This window comes from Paenibacillus sp. V4I3 (assembly GCF_030817215.1).
Classification (GTDB): domain Bacteria; phylum Bacillota; class Bacilli; order Paenibacillales; family NBRC-103111; genus Paenibacillus_E.
Genome location: NZ_JAUSZA010000001.1, coordinates 3,032,845 through 3,055,298, shown reverse-complemented (window position 1 = coordinate 3,055,298; position 22,454 = coordinate 3,032,845). Strand labels below are relative to the sequence as shown.

At 43.2% G+C, this 22,454-nt stretch carries 23 protein-coding genes and 1 other RNA gene; 14 read left to right on the top strand and 10 right to left on the bottom strand.

Annotation, left to right across the window (positions count from 1 at the left end):
- Positions 1-100 precede the first annotated feature (100 nt).
- A complete protein-coding gene (locus QFZ77_RS14090) occupies positions 101-1,393 on the top strand; it encodes an MFS transporter (RefSeq protein WP_307440489.1) in 1,293 nt (430 codons plus the stop codon).
- Positions 1,394-1,437: 44 nt separating this feature from the next.
- Positions 1,438-1,875 (top strand): M67 family metallopeptidase, encoded by a 438-nt coding sequence (locus QFZ77_RS14085; protein ID WP_307440487.1) that lies wholly within the window; start codon positions 1,438-1,440, stop codon positions 1,873-1,875.
- Here the strand turns inward: QFZ77_RS14085 and QFZ77_RS14080 are convergent.
- The 3 genes from QFZ77_RS14080 to QFZ77_RS14070 are packed head-to-tail and all read right to left on the bottom strand — an operon-like array spanning position 1,861 to position 5,148.
- Complete coding sequence (locus tag QFZ77_RS14080) at positions 1,861-2,595, bottom strand: exonuclease domain-containing protein (protein WP_307440485.1); 735 nt, start codon at positions 2,593-2,595, stop codon at positions 1,861-1,863. The genes QFZ77_RS14085 and QFZ77_RS14080 overlap by 15 nt on opposite strands.
- A 45-nt stretch (positions 2,596-2,640) precedes the next feature.
- Positions 2,641-3,723, bottom strand: coding sequence for a DUF294 nucleotidyltransferase-like domain-containing protein (locus tag QFZ77_RS14075; protein ID WP_307440483.1), 1,083 nt, complete (start codon positions 3,721-3,723; stop codon positions 2,641-2,643).
- A gap of 39 nt (positions 3,724-3,762) precedes the next feature.
- The gene (locus QFZ77_RS14070; RefSeq protein ID WP_307440481.1) at positions 3,763-5,148 is read right to left on the bottom strand and encodes an ammonium transporter; all 1,386 of its coding nucleotides are present in this window, start codon (positions 5,146-5,148) and stop codon (positions 3,763-3,765) included.
- 305 nt (positions 5,149-5,453) lie between these two features.
- Here QFZ77_RS14070 and QFZ77_RS14065 point away from each other — a divergent pair, with 305 nt between their 5' ends.
- Positions 5,454-5,894 carry a MerR family transcriptional regulator gene (locus tag QFZ77_RS14065; RefSeq protein WP_307440479.1) on the top strand — a complete coding sequence of 147 codons (441 nt, stop codon included), beginning with the start codon at positions 5,454-5,456 and terminating at the stop codon, positions 5,892-5,894.
- Positions 5,895-5,915: 21 nt separating this feature from the next.
- Positions 5,916-6,608: a zinc metallopeptidase gene (locus QFZ77_RS14060; RefSeq protein WP_307440477.1), complete on the top strand. Its 693-nt coding sequence runs from the start codon at positions 5,916-5,918 to the stop codon at positions 6,606-6,608.
- A 56-nt stretch (positions 6,609-6,664) separates the two neighbouring features.
- Here the strand turns inward: QFZ77_RS14060 and gltC are convergent, their stop codons facing one another.
- A complete protein-coding gene (gene gltC / locus QFZ77_RS14055) occupies positions 6,665-7,549 on the bottom strand; it encodes a glutamate biosynthesis transcriptional regulator GltC (RefSeq protein ID WP_307440475.1) in 885 nt (294 codons plus the stop codon).
- A 162-nt stretch (positions 7,550-7,711) separates the two neighbouring features.
- Here gltC and tpx point away from each other — a divergent pair, with 162 nt between their 5' ends.
- A complete protein-coding gene (gene tpx, locus QFZ77_RS14050; protein WP_057306969.1) occupies positions 7,712-8,230 on the top strand; it encodes a thiol peroxidase in 519 nt (172 codons plus the stop codon).
- A gap of 83 nt (positions 8,231-8,313) precedes the next feature.
- Here the strand turns inward: tpx and QFZ77_RS14045 are convergent, their stop codons facing one another.
- Both QFZ77_RS14045 and QFZ77_RS14040 read right to left on the bottom strand, forming a co-directional pair.
- Positions 8,314-8,703, bottom strand: coding sequence for a DUF1499 domain-containing protein (locus tag QFZ77_RS14045; RefSeq protein WP_307440473.1), 390 nt, complete (start codon positions 8,701-8,703; stop codon positions 8,314-8,316).
- 151 nt (positions 8,704-8,854) lie between these two features.
- A complete protein-coding gene (locus tag QFZ77_RS14040) occupies positions 8,855-10,201 on the bottom strand; it encodes an Nramp family divalent metal transporter (RefSeq protein WP_373462599.1) in 1,347 nt (448 codons plus the stop codon).
- A 160-nt stretch (positions 10,202-10,361) separates the two neighbouring features.
- Between QFZ77_RS14040 and QFZ77_RS14035 the strand changes: the two genes are divergently transcribed.
- Together QFZ77_RS14035 and xylB are read left to right on the top strand one after the other, a co-directional pair.
- Positions 10,362-10,856, top strand: coding sequence for a GNAT family N-acetyltransferase (locus tag QFZ77_RS14035; RefSeq protein WP_307440469.1), 495 nt, complete (start codon positions 10,362-10,364; stop codon positions 10,854-10,856).
- A 152-nt stretch (positions 10,857-11,008) separates the two neighbouring features.
- Positions 11,009-12,526 carry a xylulokinase gene (gene xylB, locus QFZ77_RS14030; RefSeq protein WP_307449501.1) on the top strand — a complete coding sequence of 506 codons (1,518 nt, stop codon included), beginning with the start codon at positions 11,009-11,011 and terminating at the stop codon, positions 12,524-12,526.
- A 57-nt stretch (positions 12,527-12,583) separates the two neighbouring features.
- Here the strand turns inward: xylB and ssrS are convergent.
- The 3 genes from ssrS to cshA all read right to left on the bottom strand — a co-directional run bounded on the left by ssrS (position 12,584) and on the right by cshA (position 15,643).
- Positions 12,584-12,765: non-coding RNA, 6S RNA (ssrS, locus tag QFZ77_RS14025), on the bottom strand.
- Positions 12,766-12,815: 50 nt separating this feature from the next.
- Complete coding sequence (locus QFZ77_RS14020; protein ID WP_307440467.1) at positions 12,816-13,664, bottom strand: YesL family protein; 849 nt, start codon at positions 13,662-13,664, stop codon at positions 12,816-12,818.
- Positions 13,665-14,029: 365 nt separating this feature from the next.
- The gene (gene cshA, locus QFZ77_RS14015) at positions 14,030-15,643 is read right to left on the bottom strand and encodes a degradosome RNA helicase CshA (RefSeq protein WP_307440464.1); all 1,614 of its coding nucleotides are present in this window, start codon (positions 15,641-15,643) and stop codon (positions 14,030-14,032) included.
- A gap of 280 nt (positions 15,644-15,923) precedes the next feature.
- Between cshA and QFZ77_RS14010 the strand changes: the two genes are divergently transcribed.
- The 5 genes from QFZ77_RS14010 to QFZ77_RS13990 all read left to right on the top strand — a co-directional run bounded on the left by QFZ77_RS14010 (position 15,924) and on the right by QFZ77_RS13990 (position 18,894).
- Positions 15,924-16,460: a DUF4178 domain-containing protein gene (locus QFZ77_RS14010; protein ID WP_307440463.1), complete on the top strand. Its 537-nt coding sequence runs from the start codon at positions 15,924-15,926 to the stop codon at positions 16,458-16,460.
- A 50-nt stretch (positions 16,461-16,510) separates the two neighbouring features.
- Positions 16,511-17,200: a DUF4247 domain-containing protein gene (locus QFZ77_RS14005; RefSeq protein ID WP_307440462.1), complete on the top strand. Its 690-nt coding sequence runs from the start codon at positions 16,511-16,513 to the stop codon at positions 17,198-17,200.
- 181 nt (positions 17,201-17,381) lie between these two features.
- Positions 17,382-18,203, top strand: coding sequence for a YitT family protein (locus QFZ77_RS14000; RefSeq protein WP_307440461.1), 822 nt, complete (start codon positions 17,382-17,384; stop codon positions 18,201-18,203).
- Between the two features lie 129 nt (positions 18,204-18,332).
- A complete protein-coding gene (locus tag QFZ77_RS13995; RefSeq protein ID WP_029193437.1) occupies positions 18,333-18,527 on the top strand; it encodes a hypothetical protein in 195 nt (64 codons plus the stop codon).
- Positions 18,528-18,657: 130 nt separating this feature from the next.
- Positions 18,658-18,894, top strand: coding sequence for a Sec-independent protein translocase subunit TatA/TatB (locus QFZ77_RS13990; protein ID WP_057306978.1), 237 nt, complete (start codon positions 18,658-18,660; stop codon positions 18,892-18,894).
- Positions 18,895-18,940: 46 nt separating this feature from the next.
- On the opposite strand, the gene QFZ77_RS13985 is transcribed toward QFZ77_RS13990, so the two are convergent.
- Positions 18,941-20,095, bottom strand: coding sequence for an MFS transporter (locus QFZ77_RS13985; RefSeq protein ID WP_307440458.1), 1,155 nt, complete (start codon positions 20,093-20,095; stop codon positions 18,941-18,943).
- Between the two features lie 108 nt (positions 20,096-20,203).
- Here QFZ77_RS13985 and QFZ77_RS13980 point away from each other — a divergent pair, with 108 nt between their 5' ends.
- Both QFZ77_RS13980 and QFZ77_RS13975 read left to right on the top strand, forming a co-directional pair.
- Complete coding sequence (locus QFZ77_RS13980) at positions 20,204-21,385, top strand: putative glycoside hydrolase (protein WP_307440456.1); 1,182 nt, start codon at positions 20,204-20,206, stop codon at positions 21,383-21,385.
- 92 nt (positions 21,386-21,477) lie between these two features.
- Positions 21,478-22,431, top strand: coding sequence for a D-2-hydroxyacid dehydrogenase (locus QFZ77_RS13975; protein WP_307440454.1), 954 nt, complete (start codon positions 21,478-21,480; stop codon positions 22,429-22,431).
- The last annotated feature ends 23 nt before the right edge of the window (positions 22,432-22,454 follow it).

Genomic DNA, 22,454 nt, shown 5'->3' with positions numbered 1-22,454 from the left:
AATTCACCAAAATTCCAACATCAATGAAAATCCAAAGAATACTTTTCACTTAAATGGGAAAAGTAAACATACAACATGTTCTGAAAGGACTCTCATTATAATGAATACAAAAGCAGCCGAAGGCAAAAAATTTTCTAAAAATATATTTGAAGACAAATCTGAAAATAAATCCGAAAACAAGTCCAAAAACAAAAAAGGTCACATCTGGGAATACGTCGCCATTGCAACGATCCCTTTAGTTCTCGTTCTAGGCAATTCCATGCTAGTTCCTATCTTGCCTGATATGCAGGAAAAAATGGGCATATCCCGTTTCCAGAGTTCACTCGTCATCACCCTATTTTCCATCACAGCCGGACTCGTCATCCCTGTATCAGGTTATTTATCAGACCGTTTCACACGCAAAGCTGTCATCATCCCTTCCTTAATCATTTACGGTTCAGCGGGCGTTCTAGCAGGCTTTGCAGCCGTTTGGAATTCCTATCCCATAATGATAGCTGCACGAGCGATACAAGGCTTAGGTGCCGCAGGTACGGCCCCTATCGCAATGGCGCTTGTTGGTGATTTATACAAGGGTGGGGAAGCAAGTAAAGCACTTGGACTCATCGAGGCATCTAACGGTACAGGCAAAGTTGTGAGTCCTATATTGGGCTCATTATTAGCCTTAATCATTTGGTTTGCCCCGTTTTTCGCCTTTCCTATATTCTGTGTGTTGGCGCTGCTCGCTGTTATCTTTCTGATTAAGGAACCACCCAAAGAGAAGGAAGCTGAGCCTCTTAAGCAATACTTGAAGCAAATTAAAGATATACTTCGAAAAAAAGGCCATTGGCTCATTCCAGCTTTTTTCGCTGGCGCCGTCACGCTTTTTATATTGTTCGGCGTTCTCTTTTACTTATCACAAATACTAGAAGAAGAACCTTATAGCATTGAAGGTATACGAAAGGGCCTTATTCTTGCTATCCCCTTGCTCGGTATGGTCATCACCTCTTACACGACCGGCGCCTTAATCAAACAAAACGGCACACTCATGCGCTGGTTAATGAACATTGGTCTTATGCTGATGACAGTTTCGTTAGCTTTAGCCATCTTTCTAAACGTCAATCTCTACATATTCATCGGTTTACTTACACTCAGTGGTATTGGCACAGGCCTCCTGCTGCCTTGTTTAAATACACTGATTACTGGCTCGGTAGAGCGTGACCAGCGCGGCATGATAACTTCGTTGTACAACAGTCTTCGTTTCATTGGTGTAGCTTTCGGCCCACCACTTTTCGGATGGCTCATGAACATATCGCACAAAACCATATTCATCACGGTATCTTCAATGGCGCTTCTAATGCTTGCACTCGTGTTCTTCTTTATTAAGCCAAAAGGGGAATTGAACAAAAAAGCATGATATACTAACCTCATTCTTATTGATCTTTTTTTGGGGGAGTACGAGTGAGGGTACATATAAATGAAGAGCTCTACAATAATCTTATCAACCATAGTTTGAAACGACTCCCTGAAGAAGCATGCGGCTTCATTCTCGGTGGACAAGCCCCTGGCAAGAATGAAGAACTGCAAGCGAGTACCTTCATTCCTTTACGTAATATCGCAAGTAACCCACGGAATCGTTTTGAAATAAGTCCCGTGGAAATGCTCCCTTATCTAATGGACAGCAATAACCCTGTGATCGGCCTTTTCCATTCACACCCTACGGCTCCTCCAGTTCCTTCGGAACAGGATCTACAAACCCTCTGGCATTCGATTCCTACCTATTGGATCTTATCTTTACAACAACCGCAACACCCCGAACTACAGCTTTTCCAAATAAAAAAAGCCCCCCAGACCACTTATCACAAACTTGCGTTTGTCATTAGGTCAGTGATGGCTTAATAAGGCGTACAAATCACCTAAGGTATCTACATTTCTTGATTTTATTTCCTCCATGAATCTAGACCACAGCTGCGCAGTCATGAGGGAATCCTCCAGCGCATGATGACGATTCGTTACCGGAATATCATAGGCATGAAGCAGAGAGTCCAAGCTCAAATTTTTCCTTTTCGGCATTAGCCATTTGGCAATCATCATAATATCGAGAACACGATGTGATAAGCTCACTTTGGACGTACGCCACAGGGCCGAATTCAAGAAATTTTTATCATGCCCGGTTGCATGCGCAACCAGTATTCTTTGCCCAACAAACTCCAAGAAGTCACTTAACACCCCGATTAATTCAGGCGCGTCAGCAGCCATTTCGTTCGTAATACCCGTTAGCTCCACAATCTCATCCGGAATTTTACGCTTTGGATTTACCGTACTATAGAATGTATGATTACTTTGCACTTCACCGCCAATGACAGAGACGCCTCCGAATGAAATAATTTCATCACCGTTATAAGGAGAGAAGCCCGTCGTTTCCAAATCAAAAACAACAATTTCCATCGAGTGAAGCGGTATCTCAAACAGGGAATCTTTCCTTTGCTCCTTCAACATGGAACGAATAAAAGCCATCTGTTGAGCACTCTGTACATCAAACATGGACGTAAGAGCCGGAGTAAGACCACCCATTTTGTACAAATGCCACATTCGCCCAGCCGGACGCATATCTTTCATCTCGAATCACTCTCCCTACCCAATGAAGCATAAATTTTGTTATTTCTAACCTTTTTCTGTCTCTATGTGTGAAACGATTGATTTTCTAACATATTTTTGTAACTCGATCCCTGTACGTAAGCAATGTTTTAATTCTTGCTTTATCTCTTTGGTCATCTGATAAGCGTTTAGTTTACCTCTTGTTGTATACATCTCATTATCAAGCTGATACGGTGTCAAATCTCTAAGCTTAAGCGCAACTCCAAAAGCAGCCTGCCATTCAACGGCTAATTGCTTAGGAATAAAGGAATTTTCCTGCAGCAATCTAATTCTTTCTAACGTAGATGAGTGCATGATCCCTGCTTGAATAGCAAGTAGTCGAATACCATTTACTATTGGAATATAGGCGCCATATTTAATATCAAACCCTCCTGCATCCTCCCCATATCTCTCCCTAATCAGATGCCCGAATACGCCCAATGTTATTTTGTGATGGAGTGTATTGGATAACAAATACTTTAAGATACTCGGATGCTCCTGAACATAAGCAAGAAACTCGCTTTTGAGCCGATCTACCAAAGCTTTAGAACCGAAGATACAGCGCATATCAGCAAGGATGAGCAAATAACGAACATTTTCCCAATCCGGTTCCATAAACCATCTTGTCATCATTTCAATATACGAGGATAACGGCTTACGCCATTGCTTGTTGCTCGAGATCACCTCGCCTTCACAAGGCGGATAACCTAAAATATCAAGACCACGAAGGATACAATCTACAAGTTTGATAAAATAGTCATCTAATTCTTCCTCTGTGTGATCTTCACTTTCTTCATAAATGAGTCCGTTATCTTGATCACTCCAAAGCGTTTGTTCACGTCTTCCTCCACTACCCAGCAATATAAATGCATAAGGAACAGGCGGTTTCCCGAACCCTTCATCCTCCAACATATGTTCAGCCAGTTCTATCGTTCTGTGAATGAAGGCATCGTGTATTTGATTTATTTTTCGCCCAATTTCAGGTGAATGAGAGAAAAGGAGATGCTCCCGAAACATCTCATGCACCTGATCTCTGGTTATTCGCATCTCATCGAACTGTTCCGATTGATAGATGCGTTCCAGGATCTGTTCCATTGAGAGATGATTCATGTTGCATCCCCTTTGCTCTAGCAGAAAGTGTATGTGGTATTAAACGGACGCGCCGTTTTGAGCTGCTTTTTTCATTTGTTCTGGATATCCGTAAGAACCATGTTCAGACAAATCCAGACCGATAATTTCTTCTTCTTCTGTAACACGAAGACCAATCGTAGCTTTCAGTATTCCTAAGATAATGAAGGAAAGAACTAGAACGAAGACAAATGCTCCAGCTAAACCTAGTGCTTGAATGCCCAATTGGTGTAAACCACCGCCGTAGAACAATCCTGCACCACCAACACCAACCTTCGCTGAAAGCTCAGGTGTAGCGAATAAACCAGTGGAAAGAGTACCCCAAATACCTGCAATACCATGAACAGAGAAAGCATAGATCGGATCATCGATTCCAGCTCTTTCAAACCATTGTGCTGTGAAGAATGTAACAATACCAGCTACCGCACCGATTACGATGGCAGCCCAAGTATCTACGAACGCACAAGCTGCGGTAATCGCAACAAGCGCTGCAAGAACACCGTTTAACATACTAGGAATATCTGCTTTACCGAAGTACATCCAAGAAATGATTAGAGCCGCAACCCCACCTGCCGCAGCAGCCATGTTCGTTGTCAACGCAATATAACCAAAGAACCCATCACCCATTGCACTTAGTGTACTACCTGGGTTAAAACCGAACCAACCGATCCAAAGAATGATAACACCGAGGACAGACAACACTTGGTTGTGACCAGGAATCAAGTTTGGTGTTTTATCTTTATTATATTTGCCAATACGAGGTTTTAACAAGATGGTAGCTACAAGCGCTGCTGTTGCACCTTGTAAATGAACAACCGTGGAACCTGCGAAATCTTGCATACCGAGCTTGCTCAACCAGCCGCCGCCCCATACCCAGTGAGCAACAATTGGATAAATCAAGACAGTGAATAAAATTCCGAAGATGAAGTAAACAGGAAGCTTTGCTCTTTCTGCAAATCCGCCCCATGCAATCGCCAAGGAAACACCCGCGAAAGCTAGTTGGAACAAGAATTTAATACCGATTGGCACATCAGAATAAGAAAGGGAAGCGAATGCCGCTGTTGCTTGATCTTCTAAGCCTGTAACGAAGAAGCCTGTTGTTCCGAAGAACGCATTTCCGTCACCGAAGGCGAAACCAAAACCTACAGCCCAGAAAGCAATGGCACATAAACCGAAAGTTAAAATTGTTTTACCGGCTACGTGACCGGCATTTTTCATTCTAGTAGACCCCGCTTCTAATAAAGCAAAACCAGCTTGCATGAAGATGACCAAAATAGCAGCCAACATAATCCAAACGGCATCGATTGCACTTTGAAGTTGGGGTACTGTCGCTTCATCTGCAGCAAATGCAAGAGTAGGGAATAATAATGCCATAACGCCGAATGCTAACAACAACTTCTTAACCATACGACCACTTCCTTTTAATGTTATATTAAGTAACATGTAATGAAACTCTTAATGTCATTATATACAGGTTAAATGGGTTTGACAATAGGATTTTCTTTGAAAAATTGAAAAAAGCGAAAAATAACCTCACATCGAACAGGCATAATTCGTGTTTTCGTTCATAGATCGAGCAAAATGTTACAATTCCTATCCTAAAATCAATGTCAGCTTTAAAAAGTATTACGTTTGACTGTACGGTTTGTAATCAGGTATCATTACTATATAGAAGAATTCCTACATAACATTGGAGTAGAGGTGAACTTATTATGGGAAAAGAGAAGCTCTATAAAATCGGAGAACTTGCCAAACTTGCCGATGTTAGTTCTCGAACCATTGATTACTACACCAAGTTGAGCTTGATCGAACCCGAGAAGAGATCAGATACGAACTACCGCCTTTATAGTGATGAAACTTTGACTCGGCTTAAACGTATTGAATCTATGAAGAACGAGAAATATACCTTAGAGGAAATCAAAGCGAATTTACAACAATGGAGCAAAGTATCCCCAGATGATACTGTGAGAGATAAACTAACATCTATCCAACTTCATCTAGAGCAGTTAATGAAAGAAGCTAAAGAGCTGGGACCCATTATCCAACAGTTGAAACCAAATCAAATGAAGAAGCTTTCCCGTATACTTACTCAGCCAACCGCAGCCTGTATTGAAGCGCTAATCGTTCTTCTAGGTAAAAATCCGTTCTCATAACGAAATACGGAGGAATGTCAAATGTTCTTTTTTCATCCCATGGATTTTCTCATTATTATTGCATTCGGACTTTCGTTGTGGGCCTCGTTTCGAGTTCGGGGAACATTCAACAAATGGTCCAAAGTTCCGATTTACTCAGGAATGTCGGGAGCTCAAGCAGCAAGGCGCATGCTTGATGCCAACGGACTGTATGATGTCCCGGTTGAAGCTGTACCCGGAACCCTATCAGATCACTATGATCCGATAGCCAGAGTAGTACGTTTATCTGAACCGGTCTACTACCAAAGCTCCATCTCAGCTGTCGCTGTCGCCTGTCATGAGGTAGGCCATGCCATTCAACACCAAGTTCACTATCCGATGCTTGTCGCAAGACATCGCATGTTCCCGGTTGTTAATTTCGCTTCTGGTGTAGCTCCCTTGCTCATACTAGCCGGCTTCTTCTTTCAACAGATCCCATGGCTACTCGGTCTGGGCATTATCTTTTTCGCAGCAGCCGTTGCTTTTCAATTAGTTACACTGCCAGTAGAATTTAACGCCAGCTCAAGAGCCCGGGATTTAATGATCGCCGAAGGTTTCATCTCTAATGAAGAAGAACGCGGGGTAGCCAAGGTATTAAATGCAGCCGCTCTTACGTATGTGGCAGCCGCCTTAATCTCCGTTCTTGAACTTCTGAAATATATCATGATATTTAATGGCCGTAATAGTGACGACTAAAACATAAAAGCTCATCTTGTAAGGTGTCATTCACACATACAAGATGAGCTTTTTTTTCATTGAAAATAATCACTGAGAAACCGCCTGAATACTTCAGCCACCAAAGGCAACTTTTCACCTTTTCGGCAAATTAAACCGACAGTTCTAGTGACCACAGGATCGGTCACACGAATTTTGACCGGCTGCATTTGACCACTTTCCATTAAAGCCATGGAAGGAAGCAAGCTGACCCCCATACCCGCGGCTACAAGCCCACGTATGGTATCTGTTTCTTCACCTTCGAACTCAATCTTCGGAACGAAGCCCGCTTTCAAGCAAGCCTCCATCACAATCGTACGCAGCGTATATTCTTCACTAAACATAACGAATGGCTCATTCTTTAACTGCTCCAATCGTATGGATGTGTAATCCGCAAGGATATGGTTGGAGGGAATAATCGCGTACAGCTCTTCGGTTAACAAAATTTCACCCGAAACATGTTCATGAGATTCTGGAAATGGCGAAATGAAAGCCAGATCTATCTCTCCCTTAGAGACATCTCGGATTAAGGACGTATAAGTCCCTTGACGCAGCCTGAATTTAACGTTAGGGTGATCTTTTTTAAAGGCTGCAACGACAGCAGGGAGCAAATTGATGACCAAGCTATGTGGAAACCCAATGCGAATTTCCCCAGCTTCCGGGTCAAGAAATTCATGTATTTCGCCTACAGCACGTTCCAAGTCCGTCAATATCCCCTCGACCCGGCTCAAGAATAAATGACCTACTGAGGTAAGATGAAGATTACGACCTTTTTGCACAAACAAATTAATGCCCAGCTCTTCTTCTAAAAGATGAATCTGCCGGCTAACGGCTGACTGGGCCACATGCATTTCTTCCGCTGCTTGGGTCACATGCTGCTTTCTTGCTACTTTTACAAAGTACTGCAATTGTCTTAATTCCACTTGTATAAATCCCCCGACTTTTCTTACGTGATTACGAGCTTATACGATCTTTAAACATTATAAATTATAGCCTTACAGTAACGATTGGACAACCTAAGTTCAAAAAGCTTATAATAAATAGGTTGTTATTTAGCATGGAAAATAAAGGAGGAAACAGTTCATATGGCACAAGAACGTACTGGTGTTGCTACCATTAAAGGCAACCCGATTACTTTGGTAGGACCTGAAATTAAAGTGGGTGACAAAGCACCTAACTTCACGGTTAACAAAGATTTGATGACTCAAGTTTCCCTCGCAGATTATGCAGGTAAAGTAAAGCTGATCAGCGTTGTTCCTTCTTTGGATACAGGCGTTTGTGACGCACAAACTCGCCGCTTCAATGAAGAAGCAGCAGGTCTAGGCGACAATGTTGCCGTACTGACGATCAGTGTTGATCTTCCTTTCGCACAATCCCGCTGGTGTGGTGCGGCAGGTATTGACAAAGTGATCACTTTGTCCGATTACAAAACAAAATCCTTCGGCGAAGCTTATGGCGTATTGATCAAAGAGCTTCAACTTGATATGCGTTCCATCTTCGTTATCGATGCGAATGATACCGTTCAATACGTTGAGTACCTTGGTGAAATGACGGCTCACCCTAATTATGAAACAGCTGTAGAAGCTGTCAAAAAATTAGTTTAATACGCACAAAATAAAACAGCAAGGAGGCCTAGCTTCCCTGCTGTTTTTGTTTCCACAATTGATTGGCCTCGATAAGAGTTTTCTCATCCTTCAATCTTATATGGAGCAAGCTTTCTGTCTAATTGTTTATAAATATCTATAATAGTACGGTAATTGGAACCCAAATCCCCCATTGAGCCTCGGGATGCTGAATAAATGTCTACCGCGGTTTTCACGGGATTAATCCCAAATAACGTCAACGTAACATCCTGTGTTCGTCCAGTCATTGTTTTACGTTCCGCGAGAATTTCACCTACATTTTGAACTTCGTGGAGAAGTTTATAGCCCGGCGTTTTTTTCAGAACGGCAGTGACTTCTTCCCATACTTGGTCTTTAGGAAGCTTGTAATATCTTGTTTTAAGCAAAGGATCTTTGGCTTTATCTCCGGTCGTTTCATGACTGCGAAGTAATCCGATTAAAGTTCTCTTAAGCAAAAGCCTTTTCCCCCTTCAATGAAGTACATATAGACCACTTGCCATTTCTACACTGCTCTCTATCTTACCATTGTTTAGGCTTAAGAAAAAGAGGGGAAATAAAAATCGGAGGATTGCTCCTCCGATTTTCCATTTTTATTCCATATTTTATTTACCCAAAAAAAGTGGTGTAAAGTAAGTAAGCATTCAAGCCTGCAATCAAAATAGCGACAAACCAACTTAGTAAAATCATCCACTTTGGTGTTACAAGCTCCCCCATCTTCTTGCGGTCCGAAGTAAACGTAACAAGTGGAATAACAGCAAAGGAAAGCTGCAAGGATAAAATCACCTGACTAAGAACGAGTAAATCTGTAGCGCCGCTCTCTCCATAAATACCTATGACAATGACCGCGGGCACGATCGCGATCAACCGTGTAATTAATCGGCGCAGCCAAGGAGTGAGTCTAATATTAAGAAAGCCCTCCATCACAATCTGACCGGCCAAAGTACCTGTAAGTGTAGAATTTTGCCCTGAAGCTAACAGCGCAACTGCAAATAGAATACTCGCGGCACCTGTGCCCAGCATAGGCCCCAAAAGGTGATAAGCATCTTGTATTTCTGCTACTTCTTTACCTGCCGAATGAAAGGCTGCTGCAGAAAGAATGAGTATTGCAGCATTGACGAACAAAGCCAGCATTAAAGCTACAGTCGAATCTATTGTGGCGAATTTAATTGCTTCACGTTTACCTTCTACCGTCGGCTCGATTTTACGCGTTTGTACAATAGAAGAATGCAAATATAAATTGTGGGGCATGACAGTTGCTCCCAGAATACCAAGGGCGATATATAACATTGCTGGGTTCGTTACAATTTCCGTTCTAGGAATAAAACCAATGGCAACAGCAGCAAAATCAGGTCTTGAGAAAATAAGTTCCATCACGAAGCAAACCGTAATTAGAGCGATTAGACTAATAACCATGGCTTCGATGTATCGGAAGCCCTTTTTTTGCAGCATAAGAACCAAAAGAACGTCTAACGAAGTCAGGATGACTCCATAAATAAGCGGTAGACCGAACAATAGCTGTAAGGCAATTGCAGCGCCAATGACTTCAGCCAAGTCACATGCTGCAATAGCTAGCTCACATAATACCCATAGTCCGAATGAAACAGGTTTACTATAATGATCACGACAAGCTTGAGCTAAGTCTCGACCTGTTACAATTCCTAGGCGGCCAGACAAAGCTTGCAGCAGAATCGCCATTAAATTTGATATTAAAATAACAGAAAGCAATGTATATCCGAATTGAGAGCCACCTGCTAAATCAGTCGCCCAATTTCCCGGATCCATATATCCTACGGCTACGAGATAGCCCGGACCCACAAAAGCAAGTAGTTTACGGAAAAAACCCGCTTTCTTTGGCACGCGCATACTATGATGGACTTCAGGCAGACTAGGCATTGGTGAGCTGCCTTTCCATCCATTGGACTCTTGTTCTGGTTTTTTATATGCTATACCCATCTGATTACCTCTTCTTTCGCAAGACCAATAATGTTGTTCAAAGGAAACTTTATTCATGATTATACTATATGACCCCATCTTATGCTATAGGTAAACAATCATGTGCATACAAAAAACATTTTCCCTGAGGAAAGTTTTAACAAGGAGGTATTCAACGATTATGCTAATTCGCCCAGTTGAAAACGATAAAGATATTAGGAAGGCTTATGAGATCGAGACTGTTGTTTTCTCAAAGGAGGCGGCTGCCACATTTGAAGCTTTTCAGATGAGAAAGCATGTGTTTGGCTCCTATTTTCTTGTGGCAGAAAATGAGCTAGACCATCAAATCATCGGCGTAACCAATAGCGTAAAGATACATAATAACGAATTAACAGATGATAGTATCAAGCAGGAGACCCAGCACGCTGAGGAAGGACAATATCTCTGTGTGTTGACCATCGCCGTGCACCCGTCCTACCAACGACGCGGGGTTGCCACTGAACTTCTGCAACGTATCATCGAAATAGCCAGAAAAGATGATTTGAAGGGCATTGTTTTAATGTGTGAAGAGCATTTAATTTCATTCTACGAAAAAAATGGATTTCTTTATGCAGCTCCATCCACTTCTCAGCATGCTGGCATCCACTGGCATGAAATGAATTTAATATGGAAATAAATAAATATCGCCGTAAGCAGGATTTCCGTTCTTTCGTGCGAATATAATAACTAATAATCTTTGTATATTTATTAAACAAACAAAGAATATAGAGGAAACTACTAAATTACAATAATTTAACCAACAAAGGGTGAATCTTCGTGTCGTATTTCATGGGCTTAGATTTAGGAACTTCTGCAGTTAAATGCATTCTTGTGGATGACTCCGGTCAGGTGATCGGCAGCCATAGCGTTGAATATCCGCTTCAGCAGCCCTATCCGGGATGGGCAGAGCAGCATCCTGAGGATTGGTGGAATGCCACAGTCAAGGGCATCCGCGCTCTTTTAGAGAAAACAAGCGTCGCAGGCGAAGCCGTCGCTGGTATTGGCTTCTCCGGCCAGATGCACGGGTCGGTATTCCTGGATGAGGCGCAGCAGGTCATCCGGCCTGCACTGCTTTGGTGTGACCAGCGCACCGCGGAGCAGTGCGCCTACATCGAGTCGACCGTCGGCGAAGCCGAGCTCGGCCGACTTACTGGCAACCGGGCGCTGACCGGCTTCACCGCGCCCAAGGTCATTTGGCTCCGGCAGCATGAGCCGGAGCACTACGCGCGCGTTCGGCATCTGCTGCTGCCGAAGGACTACGTCAGGCTGCGCCTGACGGGAGCGTTCGGCATGGACATGGCCGACGCAAGCGGCACGCTGCTGCTGGACGTCGCCCACCGCAGATGGTCCCAGACCGTCACTGAGCGGCTGGACATTCCTATGGAATGGCTGCCGCCGCTCTATGAGTCCGGCGACGTGGCTGGACACCTGCTGCCGGAAGCGGCCAGCCTAACCGGCCTAGCCGCAGGCACCAAGGTCGTCGCTGGCGGCGGCGACCAAGCTTGCGGCGCCGTAGGTGTTGGCGTCGTACGCCAAGGCATCGCCTCTGTGGCGCTCGGCACATCCGGTGTCGTCTTCGTTCACGACGACACTTACCAAGTAGATGAAGCTTATCGGCTTCATTCCTTCTGTCACGGTGTGCCTGACAAGTGGCACCGCATGGGGGTCATGCTGGCCGCTGGCGGCTCGTTCCAGTGGTGGCGCAACCACTTCGCACACGAGGAGCTTGAGCGGGCGCAGCAGGAAGGCAAAGACGTCTACGAGATCTTGACGTCTGAAGCGGCTACAGCTCCCCTTGGGAGCGAAGGCTTGTTGTTCCTGCCTTACCTATCTGGTGAGCGGACACCGCACCCCGATCCGAAGGCTCGAGGCGCCTTCATCGGTCTAAACCTACGGCACGATAAAGCACATCTCACACGTGCCGTACTCGAAGGCATTACCTTCGGGCTCCGCGACTCGCTGCAACTAATCCGCGAGTCCGGCATTGAAGTCACCGAACTTCGAGTGAATGGCGGCGGTGCCAGAAGTCCGTTCTGGCGTCAAATGATTGCTGATATCTTCGGTATCCCTGTGGTCACGGTTAATTCCACAGACGGCCCTGCGTACGGCGCTGCTATTATGGCTGCTTCCGGCGTACTGCAAGAGGATATTACTACACTCTGTGAGAAATGGATTCATGTCACCGATCGCGTAGAACCAAATGTTAATAATCAAAAACAGTATGAAGCCTACTATCAAATATATCGTGGTCTTTACGGAACTCTTCAGAACACCTTCCATCAGCTAAGTGATTTGGCTGGTCATTGAAAATACATTAAAAAGAGGTTGAACAGGAATCTACCTGATCAACCTCTTTTTAATACAAAAAAACCCGCCTATGCCGTCCGGTTTTGGTGCTTCAAACCCGCTCTCGCAGGTGGGTGTCCGCAGAGGTGTATTTGAGGTCCCCTTTCGAGGGCATGTCAGCCACACTTCAATGTAGGTCTCCCTAGAAACAGTCATTGGTTTAAAACAACTTAAAACCGTTACGTACATCGCAGGATTCTTTTGTAGTTCTTATTATAGTGCCGTACCGGTTGATTATCAACTGGTAGGTTTAGTCTTTAGTCTTTTCATTCTCATCTTTTTTATGCAAGCTAATTTCTGTCTTACTTTTTTCTTCTTCACCTTCAGTTAAAACCTCAGTGTCACTTTGTGCTTCCTCTTCTTGCGCTTCAGCCAACCTCTGTTGTTCCTTCTCTTCTAGTTCTTGCTGCTTCGTTTGGAGTTTGGTGAAGCTGCGGTTAAACTGCCAGAACGAGAAGGTAGCCATAATACTTCCCATGAAGAAAACGACAAGGAAGAAATTAAATTTGGTCAAACAAATGTAAAGGATGGCTCCGTTGCAAAGCAGCAGAACTATCGAATTGATTGGATTGCCAATGGTAATCAATACAGCATTCTTCAAAATTTGTAAAACCTTCATATGCAAATGAACCATAATCGAGAAGAAATTGAACATAGAAATGATAATAATGACCGTGAAAGCTATAAATAATACGGCCAATAGTTTCAGCGAACTCCCCTGTTTCAAATAAAAGAAGTAGTTCACCGCAATGATAACAAAAATGATTACGAAGAAAATGCCACCTACCATACTCTGTAGATAGTTTTCTTTATATCCACGGAAATATGTTTTCAAAAGTGGTACATCTTCTTCTCCTGTAACCCATTTCCGAGCTACAGCAAACATCGCGGAAGTTGCAGGGAATAAAGTAAACGGTGCCAAAATGGCGATAATGGGCAGTGATGCCTTCAATGCATCAACGGATGGACTCACCAAGCCCATAAAAGCAAAAAAGAAAACCGGAATCGAACATAGCATCCAAAGCAGATTAATGACCGACAAACGCATAATCCACTCCGATATTCTGTACAGTCCTCCCATAACTCCTCTAAACTCCAAAACTGCTTCCTCCTTAGCGTTTCCTTTCGGAAACTTTCTACGTTGATTGTTAAAACGCATACATCTTAAGTTGTCTTACTTTTTCATTGATTTAATTATAGCCTATTTTTGAGCATATAGGTAGACGTCTAGTCGTTCTAGGTTCTTTTACATAATATAGTATTGTCAATAAGAACTACCCCCAAATATTTTTCAGGAGGTTGATACTATGTCTCATCCAGTTGGAACATCCGCAGGTGCCATTTTGGTTCTCTTCATCTTGCTCGTTATAATCACTAGCTCTTTCGTACTCTAAACCATATACTCATGGTAAAAAGGCGAAGATCCTTCTGGATCTCCGCCTTTCTTTTTTGGGGTTATTACCCTTATTTATTCACTAATGTATCTTCGCTCTTGCGAGGAGCTCTGGAGCGATCGCGGTTTCCGGAGTTGTTGCTTCCGTATTCACGGTTTCTGGAGGAAGAACTGCTTCCACCTTCTCTGTTTGAACCATAATCTCTACTATCTTTACGCGGGTAACGGGAGTTCGAGCTGCTGCTGGAACCAGCACCGGAGCTGTATCCGCCGCCTTGACGACGATCTCCTGATCCTGAACTTGAGCCATAGCCGCCGCCAACTCGTCTACCTGAGCTGCGAACATCGAATTTTTTCTTTCTTGCACGAATCGGATCTTCTGGTGTTAACTCAATATTCGTTTCCTTTTTATCGCCTGTCAGAAGCTTCATAGCTGCAGCAAGGAGATTTACGGAATCATATTGCTCTAACATTTGAATAGCTAGGCCTTTGAATTCTGCTTGTGTATCATTTTGAAGCACATCAAGAATACGCTCAGCTGTCATTTTTTGTTTACCTTCAATGGCTTCAGCCAAGCTAGGTAGTGGTTTTTTGGTAATTTTGTGGCGTGTAACTTTTTCGATAAAGTGCAGGTGATCGATTTCTCTAGGTGTTACGAAAGTCCAAGCTGTACCTTCTTTACCAGCGCGGCCTGTACGACCGATACGGTGAACATAGCTTTCCGGATCTTGCGGAAGGTCAAAGTTAATTACATGAGTAACGCCGGATACATCTAGACCACGCGCAGCAACGTCTGTTGCTACAAGTACATCAATGCTGCCGTCACGGAATTTTCTCATGACATTATCACGTTGATTTTGGGACAAGTCACCATGAAGACCTTCAGCTGCATAGCCTCTTTTTTGAAGAGCTTCTGCTAATTCATCAACCCGGCGTTTTGTACGACCGAAGATGATTGCAAGATCTGGAGCTTCCATGTCGATCAAACGGCTAAGTGCTTCGAATTTTTGTTTTTCGTGCAATTCGATATAAGCTTGGTCAATCAATGGTGCACTAACTTGTTTCGGGATAACCGATACATGCTCAGGGTTACGAAGAAACTGTTGTGCCAATTTTTGAATATTGGTTGGCATTGTTGCCGAGAACAACATCGTGTGACGCTCTTCTGGTACCAATTTCAAAATGGACTGGATATCATCCATGAAGCCCATGTCAAGCATTTCATCCGCTTCATCCAAAACCACTGTTTGCACATCGTCTAATTTGATTGTTTTACGGTTAATATGGTCAAGTAGACGTCCCGGTGTACCGATAATGATTTGCGGTTTTTTCTTCAATGCACGAATTTGTTTAACGATATCCTGTCCACCATAGATGGGCAAAGAACGAATGCCTTTGAAACGACCGAGTTTCTCAATCTCTTCCGCAACCTGGATGGCAAGTTCCCGTGTAGGACACATGATAAGAGCAGAAATGCGCTCTTCTTTCATATTGATTTTGTGAATAAGCGGAATACCGAAAGCAGCTGTTTTACCCGTTCCTGTTTGCGCTTGCCCGATTAAATCCCGGCCTTCCATAGCCAAAGGAATCGTTTTTTCTTGGATCGGTGTGGACTCTTCAAAGCCCATCTCGGTAATAGCGCGTAAAATTGTTGGCTCTAAACCAAACTCTTGAAATGTTTTCAAATATATTCAATCTCCTTTTGTACAGGGCAGGCTAATGCCTTGTATCTTTTTTACCCTTAAGTACGACTTCCTATCCGTGTCTATAGTTTTATTGGTGGAATACACTTTCGATTTATCATCTTCCATGATCCAACTGGCCGCCCTTAAGAACATCTAAAATATTATAGCACAAGTCATACACACATTTCCAGTAGCGTCTTACATAATGAGAACGAAACCTTACGCATAAGCTAAACGTATTACAAGGTAGAACAATAAACGGAATAGAGGAGAGTTTTCAATGTCCATATTTAAACGAGTCAGCAGCATCCTACGTAGTCAAAAACAAGAACCAACAACAACACCTATAGGTAATCCACTTGAAGACGCCCGAGTTGGGGATATTGTCAATGTAGACTTAGAGGAGTATGTTGTTTCCGGCAAGGTCATTTATTTTGACCGCGGGTTTGCTCCACATCGTTACGCTTATTATTTACAAAGCGGCAAAAATATTCAGTGTTTGATTGTGGAAAAAGGGCGAACCTATGATTGTTTCCTTTGCAGCTTTGTCGAAGGTGCGCTAGATGATCCGAATGATGTCCCTACTCGTTTGGAGCTTGATGAAGATGTTACCTTTGAATTGGAGTTTCATCGCAATGATGTCACTCGGACTGAAGGAAACACCGACTTCCGCAGCGGAGACGACATCATCTTTTGGAGATATTTTGGACCGGACCGTAGATTCTTCTTCCTCCAATGGCAGGACGGCAAATTTATTGCTCTTGAAGGAGAGCGCACACCGGGCAATCAGATTAAATTTTTGAAATCGACGCCCTAGACAACATATGTTATCATTAGAAATGTTTGGAAAGGAGGGATTACTGAAAAGTGAAAAGATGGACTTCATGGGTTTCTTTCTTATTGATCATCGCCCTTCTTACCGCGTGTGGCGCTGATGCCGGACGTTATATCAAAGATCAGTATCCGTTAGTTAGTGTTGACGGCAAAGGGAGCAATCTCTCCAAGGTTTATTTAGTCGAAAACAAAAGCGTCCCTGCTGTAGCAACTGAACTAGCAGCGAAAGAGTCACCGAAGGAAAAGAGCAAGGAATCTGACGATCAAATGTTCCTTGTATATAATGATAAGGTTATTAACGTTCAAAAGGATCCTAGTGATAGTAAAAACACGCTTGTTCAAATCGATAGTATTGAATATGCCAAATCACATTACGACTCCTCATTCTTACAAGGTTATTTGACAGCCACACTGCTTCAATCCTTATTCGGTGGAGGATGGTTCAACAGCAAACGCCCTTACGACTATAGAGGCTATACCCGGACACCCGCTTATAACACAGGCGGCGGTAAGGCAACTACGCCAACTACGGATGTATCAAAGGATAAGAAACCAACAACTTCTGATCGAACAGGCACCTTCAAGGGCGGTACAGGCACCCCAAGTTCTGGAAGCGACTCTACAACACGTCGAAACGATGGTTCAACACCCAATAAGGTAACTAAACCATCCGTTAGTAAGCCAAGTACATCTAAGAAGACAGGTTCCTTCAAGAGACGTTAATCAATACTTCTATAAAAGCTGTTGTCCATGAATTGGATACAGCTTTTTTTCATCATAAGTAAAGGCTTATTTTATTTCCATAAAATTTCATTTAATTGAACTAAGGTAAATTATGATTGAAGTTTTAGAAGAATGAATTATACTTGCTTTATGCTGCATACTATTTTAGAGGTGATTTTTTTTGAAAAAAGCGCTAGATGCTTTCATTATTCTAGTTGGCGCACTGCTTGTCGCTGTCGGTTTCAACATGTTCCTCATTCCTCACCAACTGCTTAGCGGCGGGGTTTCTGGATTTGCCATGATTATTGGTTATTTTACGAATTTTAACATTGGCTTCTTGTATTTATTGTTTAATCTGCCATTGATGATTTGGGGATTGGTTTCAATTGGCCGTAGATTTATTATGATCAGTGTTGCATCAGTCATATTAACTGCATGGTTGATGCAAATCATACCTACAAGCTATGTCGCACAGGAACCCATTCTTGGTGCAGTCTTTGGGGGAGTACTCATAGGTATAGGAAGCGGTATCACTTTAAGAATAGGTGGCTCAAGTGGAGGATTTGATATTGTCGGCTTGATTTTGACCCGAAAATTCGATTTCCCTCTCGGTACCCTTCTTTCATCCATGAACGGTGTTGTCATTGTTGCACTTGGCTATTTCAAGCAAAATTGGGACCTTGCACTTTACTCGATGCTTGCCATCTATATTAGTGGCAAAGTTGTAGATTCTATACATATTCGCCATGTCAAAGTGACAGCGTTCATTGTAACAAAACAAAAGGAAGAGTTGCTTAACGAACTGCTTCTGCTGCCTAGAGGCGTTACTTTAGTTAAGACGGAAGGCGCATATACGAAACAGCAGCATGATATGTTAATGACCGTCACTACACGCTATGAACTCGTAGAATTAAAGCGAATTATTAAGAAGATAGACCCGAAAGCATTCGTGAATATCGTGGAAACCGTTGGTGTTGTCGGCGAATTCCGCAAGCTTAAGTAACTAATCGTGCAATCCGCCTCTTTATTCCAAGTTGAATTGTGTTATAATGATAATAATTTCATATAGTTCTGGCTTCATCGTGAGTGGTTCAGGCGTAGTTCTTATTCTAATCTTTTGATTGGAAGGGTGATGCTTGTGGAGACAGTCAAATTATCCAGGATTGTAATGAAATTAACACCCGAGTTGTACCCCTTCTTAACCAGCTATGAGCTGGACTCCGAGATCGTCCTCCGGTTTGGCATTGAGGCGCTCGAAGCAGAAGATGTCATGGAAATTATTCAGTTCAGCATTACGGAACATCATAAAGACGCCCTTTATCATTAAGGGGCGTCTTTTTCTGGCCAACTAACACTTTATTCATACAATGTTATTGAGTTTGTAATAATTAGGGTATATAGGTTATGATAAGAACATGATATAATCGTACTAAGATAAACTAATGGAGGTGTCTGGAATGGGAGCATTATCTCCTTGGCACATCATCTTAATTGCAATTGTTGCCCTTCTTTTGTTTGGGCCTAATAAACTGCCTGAACTTGGCAGAGGTTTTGGCAAAATGTTTCGTGAATTTAAAGATGCAACGAATGGAAATGGCGGTAATACAGCTACTGATGATCAGCCTGTACCGGTCCGTAAAGAGATTAATCCTGCAGAGGTCACGAATACCGAATCAGGACAAGTTCAGAAATAAGTCCAAACACCCGGCTAATTTTGCTGCCGGGTGTTTTTATTTACGATTAGCTTCTTCTACGCATTACTGCTTGTGTACCGAAAAACATACCTGCCGCTATTGCCGACATAACTGACGCAAACACATACATGCTTGCGCCTCCCCATTGCTCACTCAACCATCCGCCTACTGAACCACCGATAATTCCGGCAAGTCCCATGAACACCATCGCAAGAATGGATTGACCCGTTGAGCCAAATTGCTCGGGAAGCAGACGCACAACATACTGAACCGCAACGATCCACAGAACAGCAAAAGTGAGCATATGTGTTGTCTGCAAACCAATTAGCACCCAAGGATCGCTGAATAACGTGTAGAGTAACCAACGTATCGTATATAAGACCGAAACAAGACCTAAGATGGTCAGTTCGTGATAGCGATGTATGTACCGATTGATATAGGCAAATACCGGAATTTCGGTGCATGCCGCAATTGCCCATGCCCAGCTGACCATTGAGTCCGTAGCACCTAATTTATTCAGATATAAACCTAATAGTGCATCGTTCATTCGATGTGGAATTGATATCATCAGAACCATGACCATAAACCATAAGAAGTTTTTATTTTTGAAAATTGTACCGATCGCACTTAATGTTATTCGCTGTCCGCTGCCCTTCTCGTCTTTAATAAAAGCAAGCAGTAGAAATGGGAAGATCCACAACGCCCAATAAAAATAAGGGATGTTGGCTACCCCACCTAATTCTTCGAGGAAAAGACCCGAAATTAGAGCAACACCCGAGAATCCGATAGAACCCCATAATCGGACGGATCCATAAGACATTCCACGCTGCGCCGTTGATTTAACAACCAAATTATCGATGAGCGGAACGGATGGCAGCAAGAAGAAATAAAGCAGTAAAATAAATCCAAGTGTAAGACCGAAGCCTTTTGTTAAAAACAAGCCAAAACTTCCTAGTAAGGAAAGGCTCCAAAGTAAAAACACGATATTCTTCACCGAGTTGAATCGGTCGCTGACATATCCCCAGAATGGCTGTGCGAATATAGAGATGAACGGACCAATCATCATTAAGAGTCCAATCTCGCTAGCTGAATAGCCCTTGCTTTGCAAATATAAAGGTAAATAGGGCAATAAAATGGCACTCGAAGCATAGTAAAAAAAATTAACGCCAGATAACGAAATAATTTGTTTATCAAGTCTCAACAATGGCTACCTTCTTTCTACAAACCTCTACAAATTTCCTCTGTGCGTAGTTTCGTGCTTGCTTTATAATAAAAGCTAGAAACAAAGATTGGAGAGGACTTATACATCATGGAAATATTACTTGCTTCACTTGCCCTAATCTGGGGTAATGTAACGGCCGCTAACCCGGATGCCAGCTTCGAACAGCTTGTGCAAGCTTCTCTGAATGCGAAGAATGCAGTTGCGATTGTTCAACCTACACCATCCCAAGAAACAGATCCTTTAGCACCTGTAAACAAATTGGATCCGCAGAAGGACGCACCGGTCATTAAAGGTGTTTACGCCACGGCTCATAGTGCGGGAGGATCTCGGCTCAATACACTTGTGAAGCTGCTCGACGACACGGAACTGAACTCACTGGTCATTGATGTCAAAGATGATTGGGGCTACATCACATGGGAAACAGGGAACGCCGAGCTTGATGCAATGGGAACGACTCAGAAAATTATTGGTAATATGCCAGGTTTAATGACCACCTTGAACGAACATAAGATTTATCCAATTGGTCGTATTGTTGTATTCAAAGACACGATTCTTGCCAAGAAGAAACCAGAATGGTCTTTCGTCAATCCAGATGGAACTCTGTGGGGGAACGGTAAAAACCCACCGGACAGCTTCGTAAATCCATATAACAAAGAAGTATGGGATTACAATATCGCAGTAGCAAAAGAAGCCGTAAAAGCTGGATTTAAAGAAATTCAATTCGACTACGTCCGATTCCCGGAAGGTTTCGAGAAAAGAGCTGACATTCTCAAATATACAAAGGATGAACGTTCACGTATTGATGCTGTCGCTTCCTTCGTCAAATATGCCAAAGAACAATTGCAGCCACTTGGTGTTCGTGTATCTGTCGACATATTTGGTTATGCGGCCTCTGTTCCAGCAGCGGAAGGCATTGGTCAAGATTTCGAGAAAATCTCTCAAAATGTCGATGTTATCGCTCCCATGATTTATCCAAGTCATTACAGCACAGGCTGGTTTGGCTCCAAAGTGCCGGATGCAGCACCTTTTGTCACTATCGATGGAGCATCCAAGGATACAACCAAGAAGCTGGAAGCCATTGATAAGAAAGGTTGGAAACCGATTGTTCGGCCTTGGATTCAAGATTTCACCGCTTCTTGGGTACCTGGTTATATCAAGTATGGTAAACATGAAGTGGAAGAACAAATACGTGCTTTGAAAGAAAACGGCGTGAATGAGTTCCTCCTATGGAACGCCAATAACAACTACACACCTGATGTGAAATACTAACATGGAGACACCCTGAGGGCACTAAGAGCACTCGGGGTGTTTACTTTCGTTTTCGGTTTGATTTATCATGTAATTAAAGGAGTTGAAATGCAATGAATATTGTCGCCATTACTGGGATGGATTTGACTTCCATGCAAAATCAGATGCCGCAAGACTTGAAGGAACGCTGCCAATTTCATTGGTTTAAATCTTCAAGTGAAGCCGGGGAACACATTGCTGATGCAGATGTCATTATCACGGCTGGTCGCCTAAATCCGGACACCCTCAAGCAAGCTACCAAGCTGAAATGGATGCAAACCATATCCGCCGGCGTTGATAAACTTCCTCTCCAAGAATTAGCCAGGCGTAATGTCATACTATCCAATGCCCGTGGGGTACATACGATCCAGATGAGTGAATTTACGCTAAGTCTCATGCTGCAATGGGTTCGTAAAGCGAATCTTCTTCATGAGCGTCAGCAAAGTAAAGTATGGGATAATCAAGTCAGTTTTGGTGAGCTTTATGGTAAAACGATTGGCATTATTGGTGCAGGTGCAATCGGCGAAGCTGTTGCTCGCAAAGCTAAGGCCTTTGATATGACGGTCATTGGGTTGAATCGTTCCGGATCGCCTGGGCCTGCCTTCGATTCGACGGTCAGCGGAGAAGAAGGATTAACAACTTTGCTTACACAAAGTGATTTCGTCGTTCTTCTACTTCCTAGTACAGCTAAAACGCGAGGTTTCTTGACCAAAGAACATCTGCGCTTAATGAAACCAAGTGCTTTCTTAATCAATCTGGCTCGCGGTGATGTCATTGAAGAAGAGGATTTGATCCATGCGCTGCAAGAAGGCCAGCTGGCAGGCGCAGCACTCGATGTTTTTGAGCAGGAGCCATTACCGTCAACTTCTCCCTTATGGAACATGGATAATGTTATCCTTACTCCGCATATCGCTGGATCTTCCGCTCACTACACAGAGCGAGTTTCCACCATTTTCTATCATAATCTAAGAGCTATATTAGATGGCACCGAGATGATGAATGTCGTAGATTTAACAGAAGGTTATTAACATACGATAACGTACCACAGCCC